This is a genomic window from Burkholderia humptydooensis (assembly GCF_001513745.1).
Lineage (GTDB): Bacteria > Pseudomonadota > Gammaproteobacteria > Burkholderiales > Burkholderiaceae > Burkholderia > Burkholderia humptydooensis.
Window position 1 is genome coordinate 2496413 of the sequence record NZ_CP013382.1, and the last position, 15457, is coordinate 2511869.

Annotated in this window: 16 protein-coding genes; 6 read left to right on the forward strand and 10 right to left on the reverse strand. The window is 65.9% G+C overall.

All coding sequences use genetic code 11. The features are described from left to right. Positions 1-25: 25 nt before the first annotated feature. From AQ610_RS29895 to andAc, 5 genes are all read right to left on the reverse strand, one after another. A complete protein-coding gene (locus AQ610_RS29895; RefSeq protein WP_006028007.1) occupies positions 26-442 on the reverse strand; it encodes an HIT family protein in 417 nt (138 codons plus the stop codon). A 207-nt stretch (positions 443-649) separates the two neighbouring features. After that, positions 650-1894, reverse strand: coding sequence for an anthranilate 1,2-dioxygenase system ferredoxin--NAD(+) reductase (gene andAa, locus AQ610_RS29900; RefSeq protein ID WP_006028008.1), 1245 nt, complete (start codon positions 1892-1894; stop codon positions 650-652). Further along, positions 1881-2210 carry an anthranilate 1,2-dioxygenase ferredoxin subunit AndAb gene (gene andAb / locus AQ610_RS29905; protein WP_006028009.1) on the reverse strand — a complete coding sequence of 110 codons (330 nt, stop codon included), beginning with the start codon at positions 2208-2210 and terminating at the stop codon, positions 1881-1883. The genes andAa and andAb overlap by 14 nt, the downstream gene beginning before the upstream one ends. A gap of 20 nt (positions 2211-2230) precedes the next feature. Beyond that, the gene (andAd, locus tag AQ610_RS29910; RefSeq protein ID WP_006028010.1) at positions 2231-2728 is read right to left on the reverse strand and encodes an anthranilate 1,2-dioxygenase small subunit AndAd; all 498 of its coding nucleotides are present in this window, start codon (positions 2726-2728) and stop codon (positions 2231-2233) included. A 14-nt stretch (positions 2729-2742) separates the two neighbouring features. Continuing rightward, on the reverse strand, positions 2743-4020 hold the full coding sequence (andAc, locus tag AQ610_RS29915; RefSeq protein ID WP_006028011.1) for an anthranilate 1,2-dioxygenase large subunit AndAc: 1278 nt from the start codon (positions 4018-4020) through the stop codon (positions 2743-2745). 394 nt (positions 4021-4414) lie between these two features. Between andAc and AQ610_RS35420 the strand changes: the two genes are divergently transcribed. Both AQ610_RS35420 and andR read left to right on the forward strand, forming a co-directional pair. Beyond that, a protein-coding gene (locus AQ610_RS35420; RefSeq protein WP_085954781.1) for an IS5 family transposase occupies positions 4415-5232 on the forward strand; the annotation gives its coding sequence in 2 pieces (ribosomal slippage) (positions 4415-4763 and positions 4763-5232; 819 coding nt in all). Between the two features lie 182 nt (positions 5233-5414). Then, positions 5415-6440, forward strand: a complete 1026-nt coding sequence (andR, locus tag AQ610_RS29920) for an anthranilate 1,2-dioxygenase regulatory protein AndR (protein WP_041862155.1) — start codon at positions 5415-5417, stop codon at positions 6438-6440. A gap of 72 nt (positions 6441-6512) precedes the next feature. On the opposite strand, the gene AQ610_RS29925 is transcribed toward andR, so the two are convergent. After that, positions 6513-7400, reverse strand: coding sequence for a LysR family transcriptional regulator (locus AQ610_RS29925; RefSeq protein ID WP_006028013.1), 888 nt, complete (start codon positions 7398-7400; stop codon positions 6513-6515). A gap of 89 nt (positions 7401-7489) precedes the next feature. On the opposite strand from AQ610_RS29925, the gene AQ610_RS29930 reads away from it, so the two are divergent. The 4 genes from AQ610_RS29930 to catC all read left to right on the forward strand — a co-directional run bounded on the left by AQ610_RS29930 (position 7490) and on the right by catC (position 11345). Then, a complete protein-coding gene (locus tag AQ610_RS29930) occupies positions 7490-8653 on the forward strand; it encodes a muconate/chloromuconate family cycloisomerase (protein ID WP_006028014.1) in 1164 nt (387 codons plus the stop codon). A 31-nt stretch (positions 8654-8684) separates the two neighbouring features. Then, the gene (gene catA / locus AQ610_RS29935; RefSeq protein ID WP_006028015.1) at positions 8685-9587 is read left to right on the forward strand and encodes a catechol 1,2-dioxygenase; all 903 of its coding nucleotides are present in this window, start codon (positions 8685-8687) and stop codon (positions 9585-9587) included. 158 nt (positions 9588-9745) lie between these two features. Then, positions 9746-10765: an IS110 family RNA-guided transposase gene (locus AQ610_RS29940; protein WP_045554718.1), complete on the forward strand. Its 1020-nt coding sequence runs from the start codon at positions 9746-9748 to the stop codon at positions 10763-10765. Between the two features lie 289 nt (positions 10766-11054). Further along, complete coding sequence (gene catC, locus AQ610_RS29945; RefSeq protein ID WP_015603854.1) at positions 11055-11345, forward strand: muconolactone Delta-isomerase; 291 nt, start codon at positions 11055-11057, stop codon at positions 11343-11345. Positions 11346-11392: 47 nt separating this feature from the next. On the opposite strand, the gene cyoD is transcribed toward catC, so the two are convergent. Genes cyoD through cyoA form a run of 4 tightly spaced genes read right to left on the reverse strand, consistent with a single transcriptional unit; the run spans position 11393 to position 15231 of the window. Continuing rightward, positions 11393-11725 (reverse strand): cytochrome o ubiquinol oxidase subunit IV, encoded by a 333-nt coding sequence (cyoD, locus tag AQ610_RS29950; protein ID WP_006028018.1) that lies wholly within the window; start codon positions 11723-11725, stop codon positions 11393-11395. Further along, positions 11726-12334 carry a cytochrome o ubiquinol oxidase subunit III gene (gene cyoC, locus AQ610_RS29955; RefSeq protein WP_006028019.1) on the reverse strand — a complete coding sequence of 203 codons (609 nt, stop codon included), beginning with the start codon at positions 12332-12334 and terminating at the stop codon, positions 11726-11728. Beyond that, on the reverse strand, positions 12334-14340 hold the full coding sequence (cyoB, locus tag AQ610_RS29960) for a cytochrome o ubiquinol oxidase subunit I (RefSeq protein WP_006028020.1): 2007 nt from the start codon (positions 14338-14340) through the stop codon (positions 12334-12336). Before cyoB ends, cyoC begins: the two co-directional genes overlap by 1 nt. Positions 14341-14343: 3 nt before the next feature. Then, positions 14344-15231 carry a ubiquinol oxidase subunit II gene (cyoA, locus tag AQ610_RS29965; RefSeq protein ID WP_045554717.1) on the reverse strand — a complete coding sequence of 296 codons (888 nt, stop codon included), beginning with the start codon at positions 15229-15231 and terminating at the stop codon, positions 14344-14346. Positions 15232-15457 lie beyond the last annotated feature (226 nt).

The window sequence follows — 15457 nt, forward strand, 5'->3', positions numbered from 1 at the left end:
GCGCGCGATGTCGCCTCCGTCGCGCTTACAGCGCCGTGCGAATCCTCACGGCGAGCGCCTCCAGCTCGGCCGCATCGGCCATTTCGCGCGCGTGCATCTTGAGCGGCTCGTCGGCCCAGCGCGGGATCACGTGGAAATGCACGTGCGGCACCGTCTGGCCCGCCGCCGCGCCGTTGAACTGGCCGATGAAGAGCCCTTCCGGCTCGAGCGCGCTGCGCAGCGCGAGCGCGACACGCTTCGTCATCTTCATCGCCTCGGCCGCGGCCGCCTCGGACAGCTCGTAGAACGTCTGCGCCGCCTCTTTCGGCACGACGAGCGCGTGCCCCTTCGATTGCGGCATGATGTCCATGAACGCGAGCGTCGTGTCCGTTTCGCACAAACGGATGCACGGCACCTCGCCACGCAGGATCTTCGCAAAAATGTTCGATTGATCGTAGGCCATCAAAGTCTCCCGGCTCGCGAGCCTGTCTGTCGGATGTCAGTCAACACGCGATTCTTACCGGTCGCGCGCGAACGCGCAAGCGATACGGCGCACGATCGCGCCTGCGCGCGAGCATCGGCCGCGTGCGCGTGCGCGGGCGCGATCGGCGTCGATCCGGGAGCGATTGCGCGAAACGCACGCCGGCGCGTAACGGCCGGCGCGCGCCGGTCATTGCGCGCCGCCCCGCAGCATCGAGCGCAACGCGACCGACGGGTCCGCGAGACACGCGGGATCGAGCGCGACGTTCGCCGTCATCAAGCGCCGGCACCCGGCGATCTCGCGCCCCGCGTTGACGGCCGCGACCGCCCGCAGCTCCCGGCGCGCGTTCAGCCCGAACACGCAAAATGCGCGGTCGCGCTCGGGCGAGCCGCGCAACACGAGCGTCTGCCCGCCGTCGAAGAGCCCGAGCGTCTGCAGGTTGCAGTCGTACTGATCGGACCACAGCCACGGCCATTGCGCGTAGGCCTCGTCGCCGCCGAGCATGTTCGCCGCGGCGACGGCCGGCTGATTCTCGGCGATCTGCCATGACTCGATCCGCAAATGCCGGCCGACGAGCGGGTTGAAATGCCGCGTGACCTCGCCCGCCGCGAAGATTGCCGCATCGGCGGTGCGGCACCGCTCGTCGACGCGGATGCCGTCGTCGACATGAAGGCCCGCCGCCTGCGCGAGCTCGACGTTCGGCACGATGCCGATGCCGGCCACGACGACGTCGGCCGCGATCCCGCCCGCGCTCGTTTCGACGACGGCCATGCCGTTCGCGCCGCGGCGGATGCGCTCCGGCAGCGCGCCGAGCCGCACGTCGACGCCGTGCCGCGCATGCAGCGCGAGCGCGAACGCGCCGACGGCCTCGGGCATTGCGCGCTGAAGCAGCCGTGGTGCGGGCTCGACAATCGTCGCGCGGCAGCCGAGCCGCACCGCCGACGCGGCGACCTCGAGCCCGATGAAGCCGCCGCCCAGCACCGCGACGCGCTTGCCCGGCGCGAGCGCCGCGCGCAGCGCGCGGGCGTCGGCGACCGTGCGCACGTAGTGGACGGCCACGCCGGCGTCGACCGGTCCGGCGAAGCGCCGCACGCGCGAACCGGTCGCGATCAACAGCCGCGCGTAGCCGAGGCTCGCGCCGTCGCTCAGGCGCACCCGCTGCGCGCGGCGCTCGATCGCCTCGACGCGCACGCCGAGCCGCAGCGCGATGTCGCGCTCGCGATACCACGCGGCGTCGCGCACGAACGCGCGGCGCTCGCCTTCGTCGCCGCCGACGAGCGCGTCCTTCGACAACGCGGGCCGGTCGTACGGCAGCTCGGGCTCCGCGCCGATCATCACGATGCGCGCGGCAGGATCGCGCTCGCGCAGCGTCTCGGCCGCGCGGCGCGCCGCGTGCCCGCCGCCCGCGATCAGATACGGATCATTCGTCGACATGGATCTCGACCCGACCGTCGACGATGCGAACCGGATACACGCGCACGGGCTCCGTCACCGGCGCGCATTTCGGCGCGCCGGTGCGGATGTCGAAGAGCCCCTGATGCAGCGGACACTCGACGCAGCCGTTCTCGGCGAATCCTTCGGACAGCCGTGCGTGTCCGTGCGTGCACAGGTCATGCAGCGCGAACACGTCGTCGCCCAACCGGAACACCGCGATCGGCCTGCTGCCGACGACGCGCGCGGCCGGCTCGCCCTCGGAGAATTCGTCGAGTGCGCCGAGCGGATGCCATGCGGCGACGGTTTCCTGGCTCATGCTTCGAACTCCTTGTCGAATCAGATCGGCGTCGCGAGCAGCGTCTGCACGCGCGACGTGTCGTAAATCACGCGCTTCTTCCTGTAGCGCAACCCTGCGGCCGTGCGCACGACCGTGTCGTAATACTTGCCCGCCTGGTAGACGTTCGATTCGCCGTCGCTGCGCGTCTGCACGACGACGTAGCTGCTCTCGGTCTCGATCTCGCCGTCCTGGCCGCCGACGATCGCGAGCCCGGACGTCAGGTGCCGGTACGTGTGCGCCTCGTAGATGTTCGCGTGGCGCAGCGACACGACGCGATCGCGCAGCATTCGCCGGTTCGTGCAGTGGACGATGCCGATCGGCAGCCCCAGGTCCGCGTTTTCCTTCGGGACGATCTCGTACAGGCAGTCTTCGGTGAAGAGCTCCGGCCAGCGCTCGAGGCGGTCGTTGTCGAGATGGCCGATGTAGCGGTCCTGCAGCAGGTGCAGCTCGTACCACGTGCGAATGTCGTCGGTGATGTCGTCGGTGATGCCGGTCATGTTCGCCTCCCGCTTCAATAGCCCATCAACTGCTGGTAGCCGACCCAGAACTTGCGGATCAGGCTTTCGGTGATCGCCGTGTCCTGCTGGTCCGGATTGCCGCGCGACATCTCGATCACCGACGCCGCGTGCGCATCGCGCACGGTGCCGCGCTGGACGAGCTCGGTCGCCTCGGTGTCCTCCATCGAGATATAGCCGGCGGGCCCGACGAGGTTTGCCTGCCTGATCCGCAAATCGCGCAGCTCGGGCGTGTCGTCCGCGTAGCCGAAGAAGTGGAAGATCAGCTCGAAGTTCTTCGGCCCCTTCGGCAGCAGTTGGCGCGCGACGAGCGTGTTGTGGATCTGCTGGATCACGAGCTGCGGGAAGATCGGCTGGATATGATTCGTCGTGTCCTCGTCGTATTCGGATACCAGCGCGAGGATCGAATCGTCCTCGAGCGAAAAACCTTCGTCGAACGAACGGATGTTCTGCTGCTTGTACGCGGTCGCGGTGTCCGCGTCGTCGCGCGTCTTCGTCATCGTGATGATGCTGTGCAGCCCGTGCGTCGCGTCCGGGATCGAACGCGCCTTCATCCCGACGCGGAAGATGTTGAACGTCGTATGGAACAGATGCAGCATGCTCGCGTGATACGGGTCCTTCACGTTCTCGAAGTACAGCTTCCAGTTCGATTTCGAGAACTGCCGTGTGCAGCCGAGATACTCGATCGGCTTGTGGAAGATCCGGTCGATCCACGGCCGCATCTGCGCGCCGAGGTAATCGGGTAGCGGCGCGACGGCGTCGCTGAACGTCGCGAACACGAGGCCCTTGTAGCTGTCGACTTGCAGCTTGCGCAGCCCGTGGTTTTTCGGATCGAAATCCGCGGGCATTCCGGCCATGCCCTTCTGGCCGCGCCGGAACGGCACGCCGAGCAGGTTGCCTTGGCTGTCGAAGCTCCATTGGTGATATACGCACGTGTGCGAGCTTGCGTTGCCGCGCGCCTTGCGGCACACCTGCGCGCCGCGATGCGCGCAGCGGTTCACCCACGCGGCGAGTGTGCCGTCCTCGCGGCGCGTGACGACGACGGGCGTATCGCCGACGAACGTGCTCTTGAAGTCGCCCGGCTTCGGGATTTCCGCTTCGAGCGCGACGAAATTCCACGTCTGCCCGCGGAAGATTCGCTCCTGCTCGCGGTCGTACACCGCTTGCGAGCTGAACACCTTGTACGGCACGCGCGAGCCGTCGTCGTGCGGGAATCGCACGTCGGACGAATCGGTGTGATCGATCAGTATCACTGGAGATTCGGTCGGGTCCATTGTTGTCTCCTGTCGATCGGAGTTAGCGCTTCAGCGCTTACTCCGATCCCATGCCGTGGTTGACCAGAGTTAGCGCTTCAGCGCTTACTCTGGTCCCTCGGCGGTCGATCGGAGTTAGCGCTTCAGCGCTTGCTCCGATCCCATGCCGTGGTTGACCAGAGTTAGCGCTTCAGCGCTTACTCTGGTCCCTCGGCGGTCGACCGCAGTTAGCGCTTCAGCGCTTGCTCCGATCCCATGCCGTGGTTGACCAGAGCTGGCGCTTCAGCGCTTACTCTGGTCCCTCGGCGGTCGACCGCAGTTAGCGCTAAGAGACGGTTTCAAAAAGAGTCCAAGGGGCTGTTAACTTTTTCAGCATCCTGTTAACCTTGGCCGTCGTGACAGACGGGCCAAGGAGATGGGTAAGCCAATCATTGATGACGAACTGTGGGCACTGATCGAAGCACTGCTACCTCCGCCAAAGCCGCGCCGCTTCAAGTACCCCGGTCGCAAGCCGGTAGCGGACCGTGCGGCTTTGACGGGCATACTTTTTGTGCTGAAGACGGGCATTCGTTGGCGCGACTTACCGTCCGAAATGGGATGCGGCTCAGGCGTAAGTTGTTGGCGCAGGCTGCGCGATTGGCAGCAAGCCGGTGTGTGGGATCGACTGCACGCGGTGCTGCTGGCGAAACTGCGAGCAGCCGAGAAGATCGACTTCTCCCGTGTGGTCGTCGACTCATCGTCGATTCGTGCGGTTGGGGCGGGCGAAAAACTGGCCCGAACCCCACCGATCGAGCTCGACCCGGGTCGAAGCACCACATCGCCACCGACGCCAACGGAACGCCGATCGCGGCGATCCTGACCGGCGCCAATCGTAACGACGTCACCCAACTGGTTCCGCTGATCGAGGCCATTGTGCCGATCGGCGGCGTGCGTGGACGGCCTCTGAGCCGTCCTGCCCGCGTCTACGCCGACCGTGGTTACGACCACGACAAATACCGACGCATCCTTCACGAGCGCAACATCCCCACCAGCATCGCGCGGCGCGGTCAGCCGCACGGTAGTGGCCTTGGAAAAGTCCGTTGGGTCGTCGAACGTACTCATGCTTGGCTGCATCATTTCCGCCGTCTACGTATTCGCTTTGAACGTCGCGCCGACATTCACGAAGCGTTCCTCAAACTCGGCTGCTGCCTGATCTGCTGGAATACCCTGCGGCGAGCCCAGCAGTCTTTATGAAACCGTCTCTAAAGCGCTTGCTCCGATCCCATGCAAGATGCTTGCGATTGACGCGATCGACAATCCGCCTGACGACACCGATTTTTGAAACGCTAGAATTCGCCGTCTATCCGGAAAGTGCGATTGCGGCGACGCAGTATCCACTTCCGGCGGATTTCCGCGCTACGATGCGCGCATCAGACATGCCGCCCGGCCGACGAACGATATTCAGGACGCCGGCGCTTTGTGCGAGGCAGACGATCATGCCCCCGACCCCATTCGATCCGCTCGCGCTGCGCGAGCACCGGCTATTCGAATCGCGCGATCTCGACGAGACGCGCGAGCGGATCTCGCGCGTGATGCAGCCGCACGCGCTGCTGCCGGACGGCACGCGTCACGGGCCGTCGCACATGGATTTCGTGCGGCTCGGCGGGCTAGGAATCGGGACCATCGCGTTCGGCGACGCCATGCGGGTGCGCGTGGATGCGGTCGACGGCTACCACCTGCTGATGTTTTGTCTGACGGGTGCCGCGCAGGTTCGCACGATGGGCCGCGCGTTCGACGTCGATGCGCACACGGGCGTGCTGTGCGCGCCCGGCGAGCCGTTCGACGCGCATCTGTCCCGCGATTGCGAGCAGTTCGTCCTCCGTATCGATGCGGCGACGCTCGCCGCGCACGCGGGCGACACGGCGGCGTCGCTCGATCCGGTGATCGGCGTAGACGATTCGGCGCTGAGCGCGTGGATGCAGCAACTGAAGCTCGTCGCGCGCTCGCCGGAACTGCTCGCGAGCGCGAGCGCGAACCCGCGCGTCGCGGCGCGGCTCGAACAGTTGCTGCTCGATCTGCTGATCGACGGGCATCCGCCTGCCGCGGCGCCCGCGCGGCGCGCCGATCCGGCGCCGGGCTTCGTGCGGCGCGCGCAGGAGTTCATCTACGCGCAGCTCGCGCAGCCGCTGCAACTCGCGGACATCGCGCAGGCGGCAGGCGTGCCCGAGCGCACGCTGCGCGATGGTTTCCTGCAGTTTCGCGGAATGAGCCCGATGCAATACCTGCGCAAGCTGCGCCTCGACCGCGCGCGCGACCTGCTGCGCACGGCGGCGCCCGACCGCAGGATCGCCGAGATCGCGCTCGACTGCGGTTTCGCGCACTTCGGCCGCTTCGCGATCGCCTACCGCGAGCGGTTCGGCGAGCTGCCGTCCGCGACGCTGGCCGATCGGCGCGACGCCTGATTCTTGCGCCATCCTTCGCCCGCGCGCGGCATCCGGCGCGGCGCACGCGCACAAGGGAGACGGCGCGCGGCGTCAGCGGCCTGCCATCAACTCGCGCGCGAGCGAGCAGAACAGCCCGGTCGCGCGGCTTTCGTCGTGCAGCCGCCGGCTCAGGATGATCGGCGACGTCGCGACGGGCTCCGGCAGCCGCCGGTAGACGACGCCCTTCACCCGCACCCCTTCGACGCTCTCCGGCACGAGCGACACGCCGACCTGCGCCGCGACGAGCCCGAGCGCCGTCTGCAGCTCGCGCACCTCGTGCACCGCAGCGGGCGCGAGCCCGCCGTCGCGCAGCGCGGACAGTTGCTGATCGGCGAAGCTCGGCCGCGGCGTGCTCGGATACACGATCAGCGTCTGCCCGGCGATGTCCGCGAGCGAGATCGGCGCACCGGGCGCGGCGAGCGGATGCCCGTGCGGCAACGCCGCGATCAGCCGCTCCTCGACGAGCACCTCGCGCACGAGCTGTTCGTCGTCGAAGCGCAGCCGGCCGAAGCCGATGTCGATGCGCCCGCCCTTCAGCGCGCCGAGCTGCTCGAGCGTGAACATTTCGATCAGTGACAGCTCGACGGCCGGAGCCGCCTCGCGAAACGCGCGAATCACGTCGGGCAGCGCGCCGTACAGCGTCGACGGCACGAAGCCGATCACGATCCGCTCGGCCGCCTGCGCGAGCCGCCGCGTGAGCGGCGCGAGCTCGTCGGCCTGCTCGAGCACGCGCCGCGCCTGCGCGTACAGCACCCGCCCGGCGTCGGTCAGCTTGAGCGGCCGCGCGCCGCGCTCGAAGAGCGGCAGGCCGATCTCGTCCTCGATCAGTTGGAGCTGACGGCTCAACGGCGGCTGCGTCATGTGCAGCCGTTGCGCGGCGCGCGTGATGTTCATCTCCTCGGCCACCGCGATGAAGTACCGGAGCTGACGCAGTTCCATGCATACCTCGAAAGTATGGAAGTAGTCGGAAAGGGTGTTGGACGCCGTCGCGCGTTTGTTTCTACCATGTGTGCGACAGGAGGATTCCGATGATAGCAACAGGCATCACGATCGACCGAGTCACGATCGACCGGGTCACGATCGACCGGGTCGACACGCTGCTCGTCGACGTGCCGACGATCCGGCCGCACCGGCTCGCGGTCGCGACGATGAATTGCCAGACGCTCGTGCTCGTCCGCGTTCGATGCTCGGACGGTATCGAGGGCGTCGGCGAAGGCACGACGATCGGCGGTCTCGCATACGGCGAAGAGAGCCCCGAGAGCATCAAGACGAACATCGACGCCTATTTCGCGCCGCTGTTGCAAGGCGCGGACGCAACCCGCCCGGGCGCCGCGATGGCGCGCGTGCGCAAGCTGCTCCAGGGCAACCGCTTCGCGAAGTGCGCGCTAGAGACCGCGCTCTTCGACGCGCACGCGCGCCGGCTCGGCGTGCCGCTGTCCGAGCTGTTCGGCGGCAGGACGACCGATGCGCTCGACGTGGCGTGGACGCTCGCGAGCGGCGATACCGCGCGCGATATTGCGGAGGCCGAAGCGATGCTCGAAGCGCGCCGCCATCGCGCGTTCAAGCTGAAGATCGGCGCGCGGGCGGTGGCCGACGACGTCGCGCACGTCGTCGCGATCAAGCGCGCGCTCGGCGAGCACGGCGACGTGCGCGTCGACGTGAACCAGGCGTGGACCGAGAGCGAGGCCGTGTGGGCCGGCGCGCGGCTCGCGGACGCGGGCGTGAGCCTCGTCGAGCAACCGATCGCCGCGGCGAATCGCGCGGGCCTCAAGCGCCTGACCGCACTCGCGCACATTCCGATCATGGCCGACGAGGCACTGCACGGCCCCGTCGATGCATTCGCGCTCGCCCGCGATCGCGCGGCCGACGTGTTCGCGGTGAAGATCGCACAGTCGGGCGGCCTGCAAGGCGCGGCAGCCGTCGCGGCGATCGCGGCCGCAGCCGGCATCGATCTGTACGGCGGCACGATGCTCGAAGGCGCGGCCGGCACGATCGCGTCCGCGCAACTGTTCAGCACGTTCGGCGCGCTCGAGTGGGGTACCGAGCTGTTCGGCCCGCTGCTGCTGACCGAGGAGATCCTCGTCGAGCCGCTGCGCTACGAGGATTTCAAGCTGCACCTGCCGGCCGCCCCCGGTCTCGGCATCGCTTTCGACTGGGCCCGCATCGAGCGGATGCGACGCAAGGCCCGCTGACCCACGCCACTATTCGATATTGGAGACACTGATGAACAAGGAAGCCATCGACGCCCTGCTGAAATCGTTCGACGACGCCGCGACGAAGCCCGGCAACCCGCGCACGCGCGCGATCGTCAACCGGATCGTGAGGGACCTGTGCTACACGATCGAGGATTTCGACGTGCAGCCGAGCGAGTTCTGGACCGCGCTCAACTACCTGAACGAAGCCGGCAAGGAATTCGGCCTCATCGCAGCCGGCCTCGGCTTCGAGCGCTTCCTCGACGTGCGGATGGACGAGGCCGAAGCGAAGGCGGGCCTGCAAGGCGGTACGCCGCGCACGATCGAAGGGCCGCTGTACGTCGCGGGCGCGCCGGAATCGGTCGGCCATGCGCGGCTCGACGACGGCACCGATCTGGGCCGCACGCTCGTGATGCGCGGCCGCGTGCTCGGCGAGGACGGTGCGCCGCTCGCGAATGCGCTCGTCGAAGTCTGGCATGCGAACCATCTCGGCAATTATTCGTACTTCGATCCGTCGCAGCCCGCGTTCAACCTGCGCCGCTCGATCCGCACCGACGCCGAAGGCCGCTACAGCTTCCGCAGCGTGCTGCCCGTCGGCTACAGCGTGCCGCCCGGCAGCAAGACCGAGCAGTTGCTCGACCAGCTCGGCCGCCACGGCCACCGCCCCGCGCACATTCACTTCTTCGTGTCGGCGTCCGGCCATCGCAAGCTGACGACGCAGATCAACATCGAGGGCGACCCGCACATCTGGGATGACTTCGCGTTCGCGACGCGCGAAGAACTGATTCCGAAGATCGCGCAGGCGGAAGGCGCGCGAGGCAAGCCCTATGGCATCGACGGCCAGTTCGCGCTGATCGACTTCGATTTCACGCTGACGCGCGAGCGCGGCGACGTGCCGGCAAGCGAAGTCGAGCGTGTGCGCGCGCAGGCGTGATCCGCGTCGCCGTCACGTTCGTCGCAAGGAGAATTGAAATGAACGCGTCCCACCCGAAACCGTGAGAGCAGAGGAAGTGGGTGGATCCTCACGGGCCAACGGCATCGAAGTGCCCAAGTGGAAAATGCACGCATTTCCCGGCAACCGGAGGATCCACGATGAACAGTATGGCAGTGGGCGTAGATATCGCCAAGAACGTGTTCCAGGTGCATTACGTCGCTCAGGGCAGCGGAGAGATCGTCAACAAGCCGATCAAGCGGGCGAAGTTTCTGGAGCACTTCGCGAACCGTGCGCGGTGCCTGATTGGGATGGAGGCGTGCGGCGGCGCACACCACTGGGCGCGGGAACTGACGCGGCTGGGTCATGAGGTCAGGCTGATGCCAGCGGAGTTCGTGAAGGCATTCAACATCCGCAACAAGAATGATGCGGCGGACGCGCGGGCGATCTGGCTGGCGGTGCAGCAGCCGTGCAAGCCGGTGGCGATGAAGACGGAAATGCAGCAGGCGATGCTGGCGCTGCACCGGATGCGCGAGCAGTTGGTGAAGTTCCGCACGATGCAGAGCAACGGACTGCGCGGGTTACTGACGGAATACGGCGAGGTGATGAGCCGGGGGCGAGCGAAACTGGACAAGGCCATCCCGGCGGCACTTGACCGGCTCGCGGAGCGCCTGCCGGCGGCGCTGATCGATACGTTGCGGGAGCAGTGGAGCGGGTTGGCGAGGCTGGACGGGCAGATCGCCGAGATCGAACGCCGGATGCGTGAATGGAAGAAGGAGGATGGAGCGGTTGCGGCGATCAGCGAGATTCCCGGCGTGGGGCTGCTGACGGCAACAGCGGCGGTGGCGATGATGGGCGATCCGAAGGCATTCAGTTCGGGGCGCGAGTTTGCGGCGTGGGCCGGCCTGGTACCGAAGCAGACCGGCTCGGGCGGCAAGGTGAACCTGCACGGGATCAGCCGGCGCGGCGACACCTATCTGCGAACACTGCTGATTCACGGCGCGCGAAGCGTGTTGAGTCATGCGAAGGAGCCCGGCCCGTGGGTCGAGCAGATGAAGAAACGGCGGCCAGCGAATGTGGTGATCGTGGCGCTGGCCAACAAGATGGCGCGGACGATCTGGGCGGTGCTCGCTCATGACCGGCCGTACCGGAAGGACTACGTGAGCGTGAAGCCAGCTTGAGTGGCTCACGCAAGAGTAGAAAGATCAACGCTTAACACAGGGTGAACGTCGAAAGGTTGCGCAGCAATCGAGTGTGATGACAAATCAGGTAGGACCGGGACTCGCTAAACCTGAATGGCTTGAAGAGCTCCGAAAGCTCGCCAGGAGAATGAGGTGCGAGTCAGCGTATTTCATAGGGGCCCGCAGCGGCAGGACCGGCTGCAACAAGGCCGGATATAGAGCTGCAGCCCATCCTGTCCGTTAAAACACACGAAAACTGTTGCAAACGGGACGCGTTCATATAGAAGCCATGCTGTTTCATGTGGAAATGATCGTCAACCTGCCCGCCGACATCGATCCGGTGAAGGCCGCGGCCCTGAAGGCGGAAGAAAGGGAGATCGCGCAGCGGCTGCAGCGCGAAGGCGTGTGGCGGCATCTGTGGCGCATCGCGGGCCGCTATGCGAACGTCAGCATCTTCGACGTCGAGAGCCCCGCGCATCTGCACGACGTGCTGAGCCAGCTACCGCTCTTTCCGTACATGCGGATCGACGTGCGCGCATTGTGCCGCCACCCGTCGTCGATCCGCGACGACGATCGCTGAGCCGCGCGGGCATGCGCCGGCCCTCTCGGCGCTTGCAAAACTCATGCTCAACGCGACATCATGTTCATGCCGACGTTGTGCATGACCCAAAGCGTGCCGACGATCAGGATCGCCGCCGTCAGCACCGTGTAGCTGAACGCCATCACGTTCCAGCGCTGGCTCGATGACGTGTTCATGTGCAGGAAGTACACGAGGTGCACGACGATCTGCACGAACGCGAGCACCGCGAGCCCGACGAGCGACGCGTGCGACGACAGCGCGCCGCTCAGCACGAGCCCGAACGATGCGGCCGTCAGCAGCACCGACAGCAGGAAGCCCGCGATATATCCGCCGACGGTGCCGTGCGCTTCGCCGTCGTGAGAGAGATGCGTATCGGCCATTTAGATCACGCTCGCGAGATAGACAAAGGTAAAGACGCAGATCCAGACGATGTCGAGGAAGTGCCAGAAGAGGCTGAGGCACGTAAGGCGCCGGATGTCGCGCTCGGTCAGCGCCGGGCGGCGCATCGCCTGGAACGCGAGCACGGCCATCCACAGGAGGCCGATCGCGACGTGCAGCCCGTGCGTGCCGACGAGCGTGAAGAACGACGACAGGAACGCGCTGCGCTGCGGGCCCGCGCCCTCGGCGATCAGGTGCGAGAACTCGCGCAGCTCGAGGCCGAGGAACGCCGCGCCGAGCGCGAACGTCATCGCGAGCCAGCCGAACAGCACGCCACGGCGGCCGCGCTGCGCGCCGATCATCGCGAAGCCATACGTGATGCTCGAGAGCAGCAGCAGTGCGGTTTCGAGCGCGACGCCCGGAATGTCGAACAGGTCGACCGCGGTCGGGCCGCCCGCGAATTGATGCGCCATCACCGCGAACACGGCGAACAGCGCGGCGAAGATCACGCAGTCGGTCATCAGGTACAGCCAGAAGCCGAACACCGAGTGCGACGGCGGATGATCGTGCGCGGCCTGATGACGAGCGGCGCTCACGGATTGATACGACATCAGTTTGCCTCCAGTTCGACTTCCGCCGGCCGCGCAACGAAGCGCGCGCCGCCGCGTTTTTCCTCGATCTTGCGCACGGCGTCGGCCGGGATGTAATAGCCGTCGTTGTCGCTCGCGCTATACGCGATCACCGTCACGACGATGCCGACAAGCGACGCGATCGCGAGCCACCAGATATGCCACACCGCCGCGAAGCCGAGCACGAGGCTGAACACGCCGACGAAGAGGCCCGCGCTCGTGTTCGACGGCATGTGGATGTCGCGATACTCCGCCTGCTTGCCGAGGCCGAGGCCGCGCCCCTTGCGGTACGCGAACTCGTCGAGCGTGTGCACGGTGGGAATCGTCGCGAAGTTGTACGCGGGCGGCGGCGACGACGTCGCCCATTCGAGCGTGCGGCCGCCCCACGGGTCGCCCGTCAGATCGCGGTTCCCGGGCAGCTTGCGATCGCGCAGGCTGACGACGAGCTGCAACAACTGGCATGCGATGCCGATCGCGATCAGCCCGGCGCCGCACGCGGCGACGATGAGCCACGGATGCCACGCGGGATTGTCGTAATGATTCAGGCGGCGCGTCATCCCCATGAAGCCGAGCACGTACAGCGGCACGAACGCGACATAGAAGCCGACCTGCCAGAACCAGAACGCCGCCTTGCCGAGCTTCTCGTTCAGCTTGAAGCCGAACACCTTCGGGAACCAGTAGTTGAAGCCCGCGAGATAACCAAACAGCACGCCGCCGATGATCACGTTGTGGAAGTGCGCGATCAGGAACAGGCTGTTGTGCAGCACGAAGTCCGCGCCCGGAATCGCCATCATCACGCCCGTCATCCCGCCGAGCGTGAACGTCACCATGAAGCCGATCGTCCAGAGAACCGGCGTCGAGAATTCGAGCCGGCCGCGATAGATCGTGAACAGCCAGTTGAACACCTTCACGCCGGTCGGGATCGCGATCACCATCGTCATGATCCCGAAAAACGCATTCACGTTCGCGCCCGAGCCCATCGTGAAGAAGTGATGCAGCCACACGAGGAACGACAGCACCATGATCGCGCAGCTCGCGTAGACCATCGTCTTGTAGCCGAACAGCGGCTTCTTCGCGTAGGTGGCGACCACTTCCGAGAAGATCCCGAACGCGGGCAGGATCAGGATGTAGACCTCGGGATGGCCCCACGCCCAGATCAGGTTCAGATACAGCATCGCGTTGCCGCCGGCGTCGTTCGTGAAGAAGTGCATGCCGAGGTAGCGGTCGAGGCCGAGCAGCGCGAGCGTGACCGTCAGGATCGGGAACGACGCCATGATCAGCACGTTCGTGCAGAGTGCGGTCCACGTGAACACGGGCATCTTCATCATCGTCATGCCGGGCGCGCGCATCCGCAGGATCGTCACGAAGAAGTTCACGCCCGTGAGCAGCGTGCCGACGCCGGATATCTGCAGCGCCCACAGGTAGTAGTCGACGCCCACGCCCGGACTGAACTGCAACTCCGACAGCGGCGGATACGCGAGCCAGCCCGTCTGCGCGAATTCGCCGACGACGAGCGAGATGTTGATCAGGATCGCCGAGACCGCCGTCATCCAGAAGCTCAGCGAATTGATGAAAGGGAACGCGACGTCGCGCGCGCCGATCTGCAGCGGCACGATGATGTTCATCAGGCCGATCATGAACGCCATCGCCATGAAGAAGATCATGATGACGCCGTGCGCGGTGAAGACCTGATCGTAGTGGTGCGGCGGCAGATAGCCGGGGCCGTTGTACGCGAGCGCGAGCTGCAGGCGCATCATCACCGCGTCCGCGAAGCCGCGCAGCAGCATGATCAGCGCGACGATGATGTACATCACGCCGAGCTTCTTATGGTCGACCGACGTGAGCCACTCCGTCCACAGCCATTTCCAGCGCTTCGTGTAGGTCAGCGCGCCCAGAATTCCGAGCACGACGAGCCCCATGAACGCACCCGCGCCCATGATGATCGGCTGATCGAACGGGATGGCAGAAAGCGTCAATTTACCGAACATGCATTACCCCTTCGTCCGACAGGCGGCGTCCGTCAGGTCGAGGACGTGGCCGTTGTTGTACTTCGCGATGATGTTGTGAAAGAGCCGCGAATCGACCGTCGAGTAGTAGCGCACGGGCTGCTTCTCGCTCGGCTGCGCGAGCTGGCCGTATGCGGTCATGTCGAGCCGGTCGGCCGATGCGCGCACCTTCGCGACCCACGCGTCGAACGCGTCGCGCGATGTCGCGAGCGTGCGGAACTTCATGTCCGAGAAGCCGCGGCCGCTGTAGTTCGCGGAAATGCCGGCGAAATCGCCCGGTTCATCGGCGATCAGGTGCAGGCGCGTCTGCATGCCGGCCATCGCGTAGACCTGCGTGCCGAGCTGCGGAATGAAGAACGAGTTCATCACCGAATCGGACGTGATCCGGAAATTGATCGGCGTGCCGACGGGCACCGCCAGTTGGTTCACCGAAGCAATGCCGAGATCGGGATAGACGAAGAGCCATTTCCAGTCGAGCGCGACGACCTCGACGTTGATCGGCTTCACCGACGATTCGAGCGGCCGGTACGGGTCGAGCGCGTGCGTCGTCTTCCACGTGAGGATGCCGAGAAACAGGATGATCAGCGACGGAACCGTCCAGATCACGATCTCGATCGCGGTGGAATGCGCCCACTTCGGCGCGTAGGTCGCGTTGCGGTTCGATGCGCGGTAGCGCCACGCGAACAGCAGCGTGAGGAGGATCACCGGCACGACCACGATCAGCATCGCCCACGTCGACGTCGCGATCAGCGACTTCTCCGCGGCGCCCACCGCGCCTTTCGGATCGAGCACGTCGAGCCCGCAGCCGGACAGCGAGGCGAGCGCACCGATCGCCCCGAACCACGACACGCCTTTGAAAGCCTTTCTATTCATCACATTTGCCAGCAAGATGTATCACGCTCCAGGCGAGCCGACGGACGACCGACTCACGGAAGCGCTCGCATCATACGGCGAGCGAACGAGATGAAAATCCGTCAATGAGGCAAATCATCTTTGCTGAAAATGACAGTGCGACACGATGTCACAGCATTGGCGACACGTGTTTCGACGAGGCGGGAAGATGACTGCGCATGCGCGATGTCGACGCGAAACGCCCTCG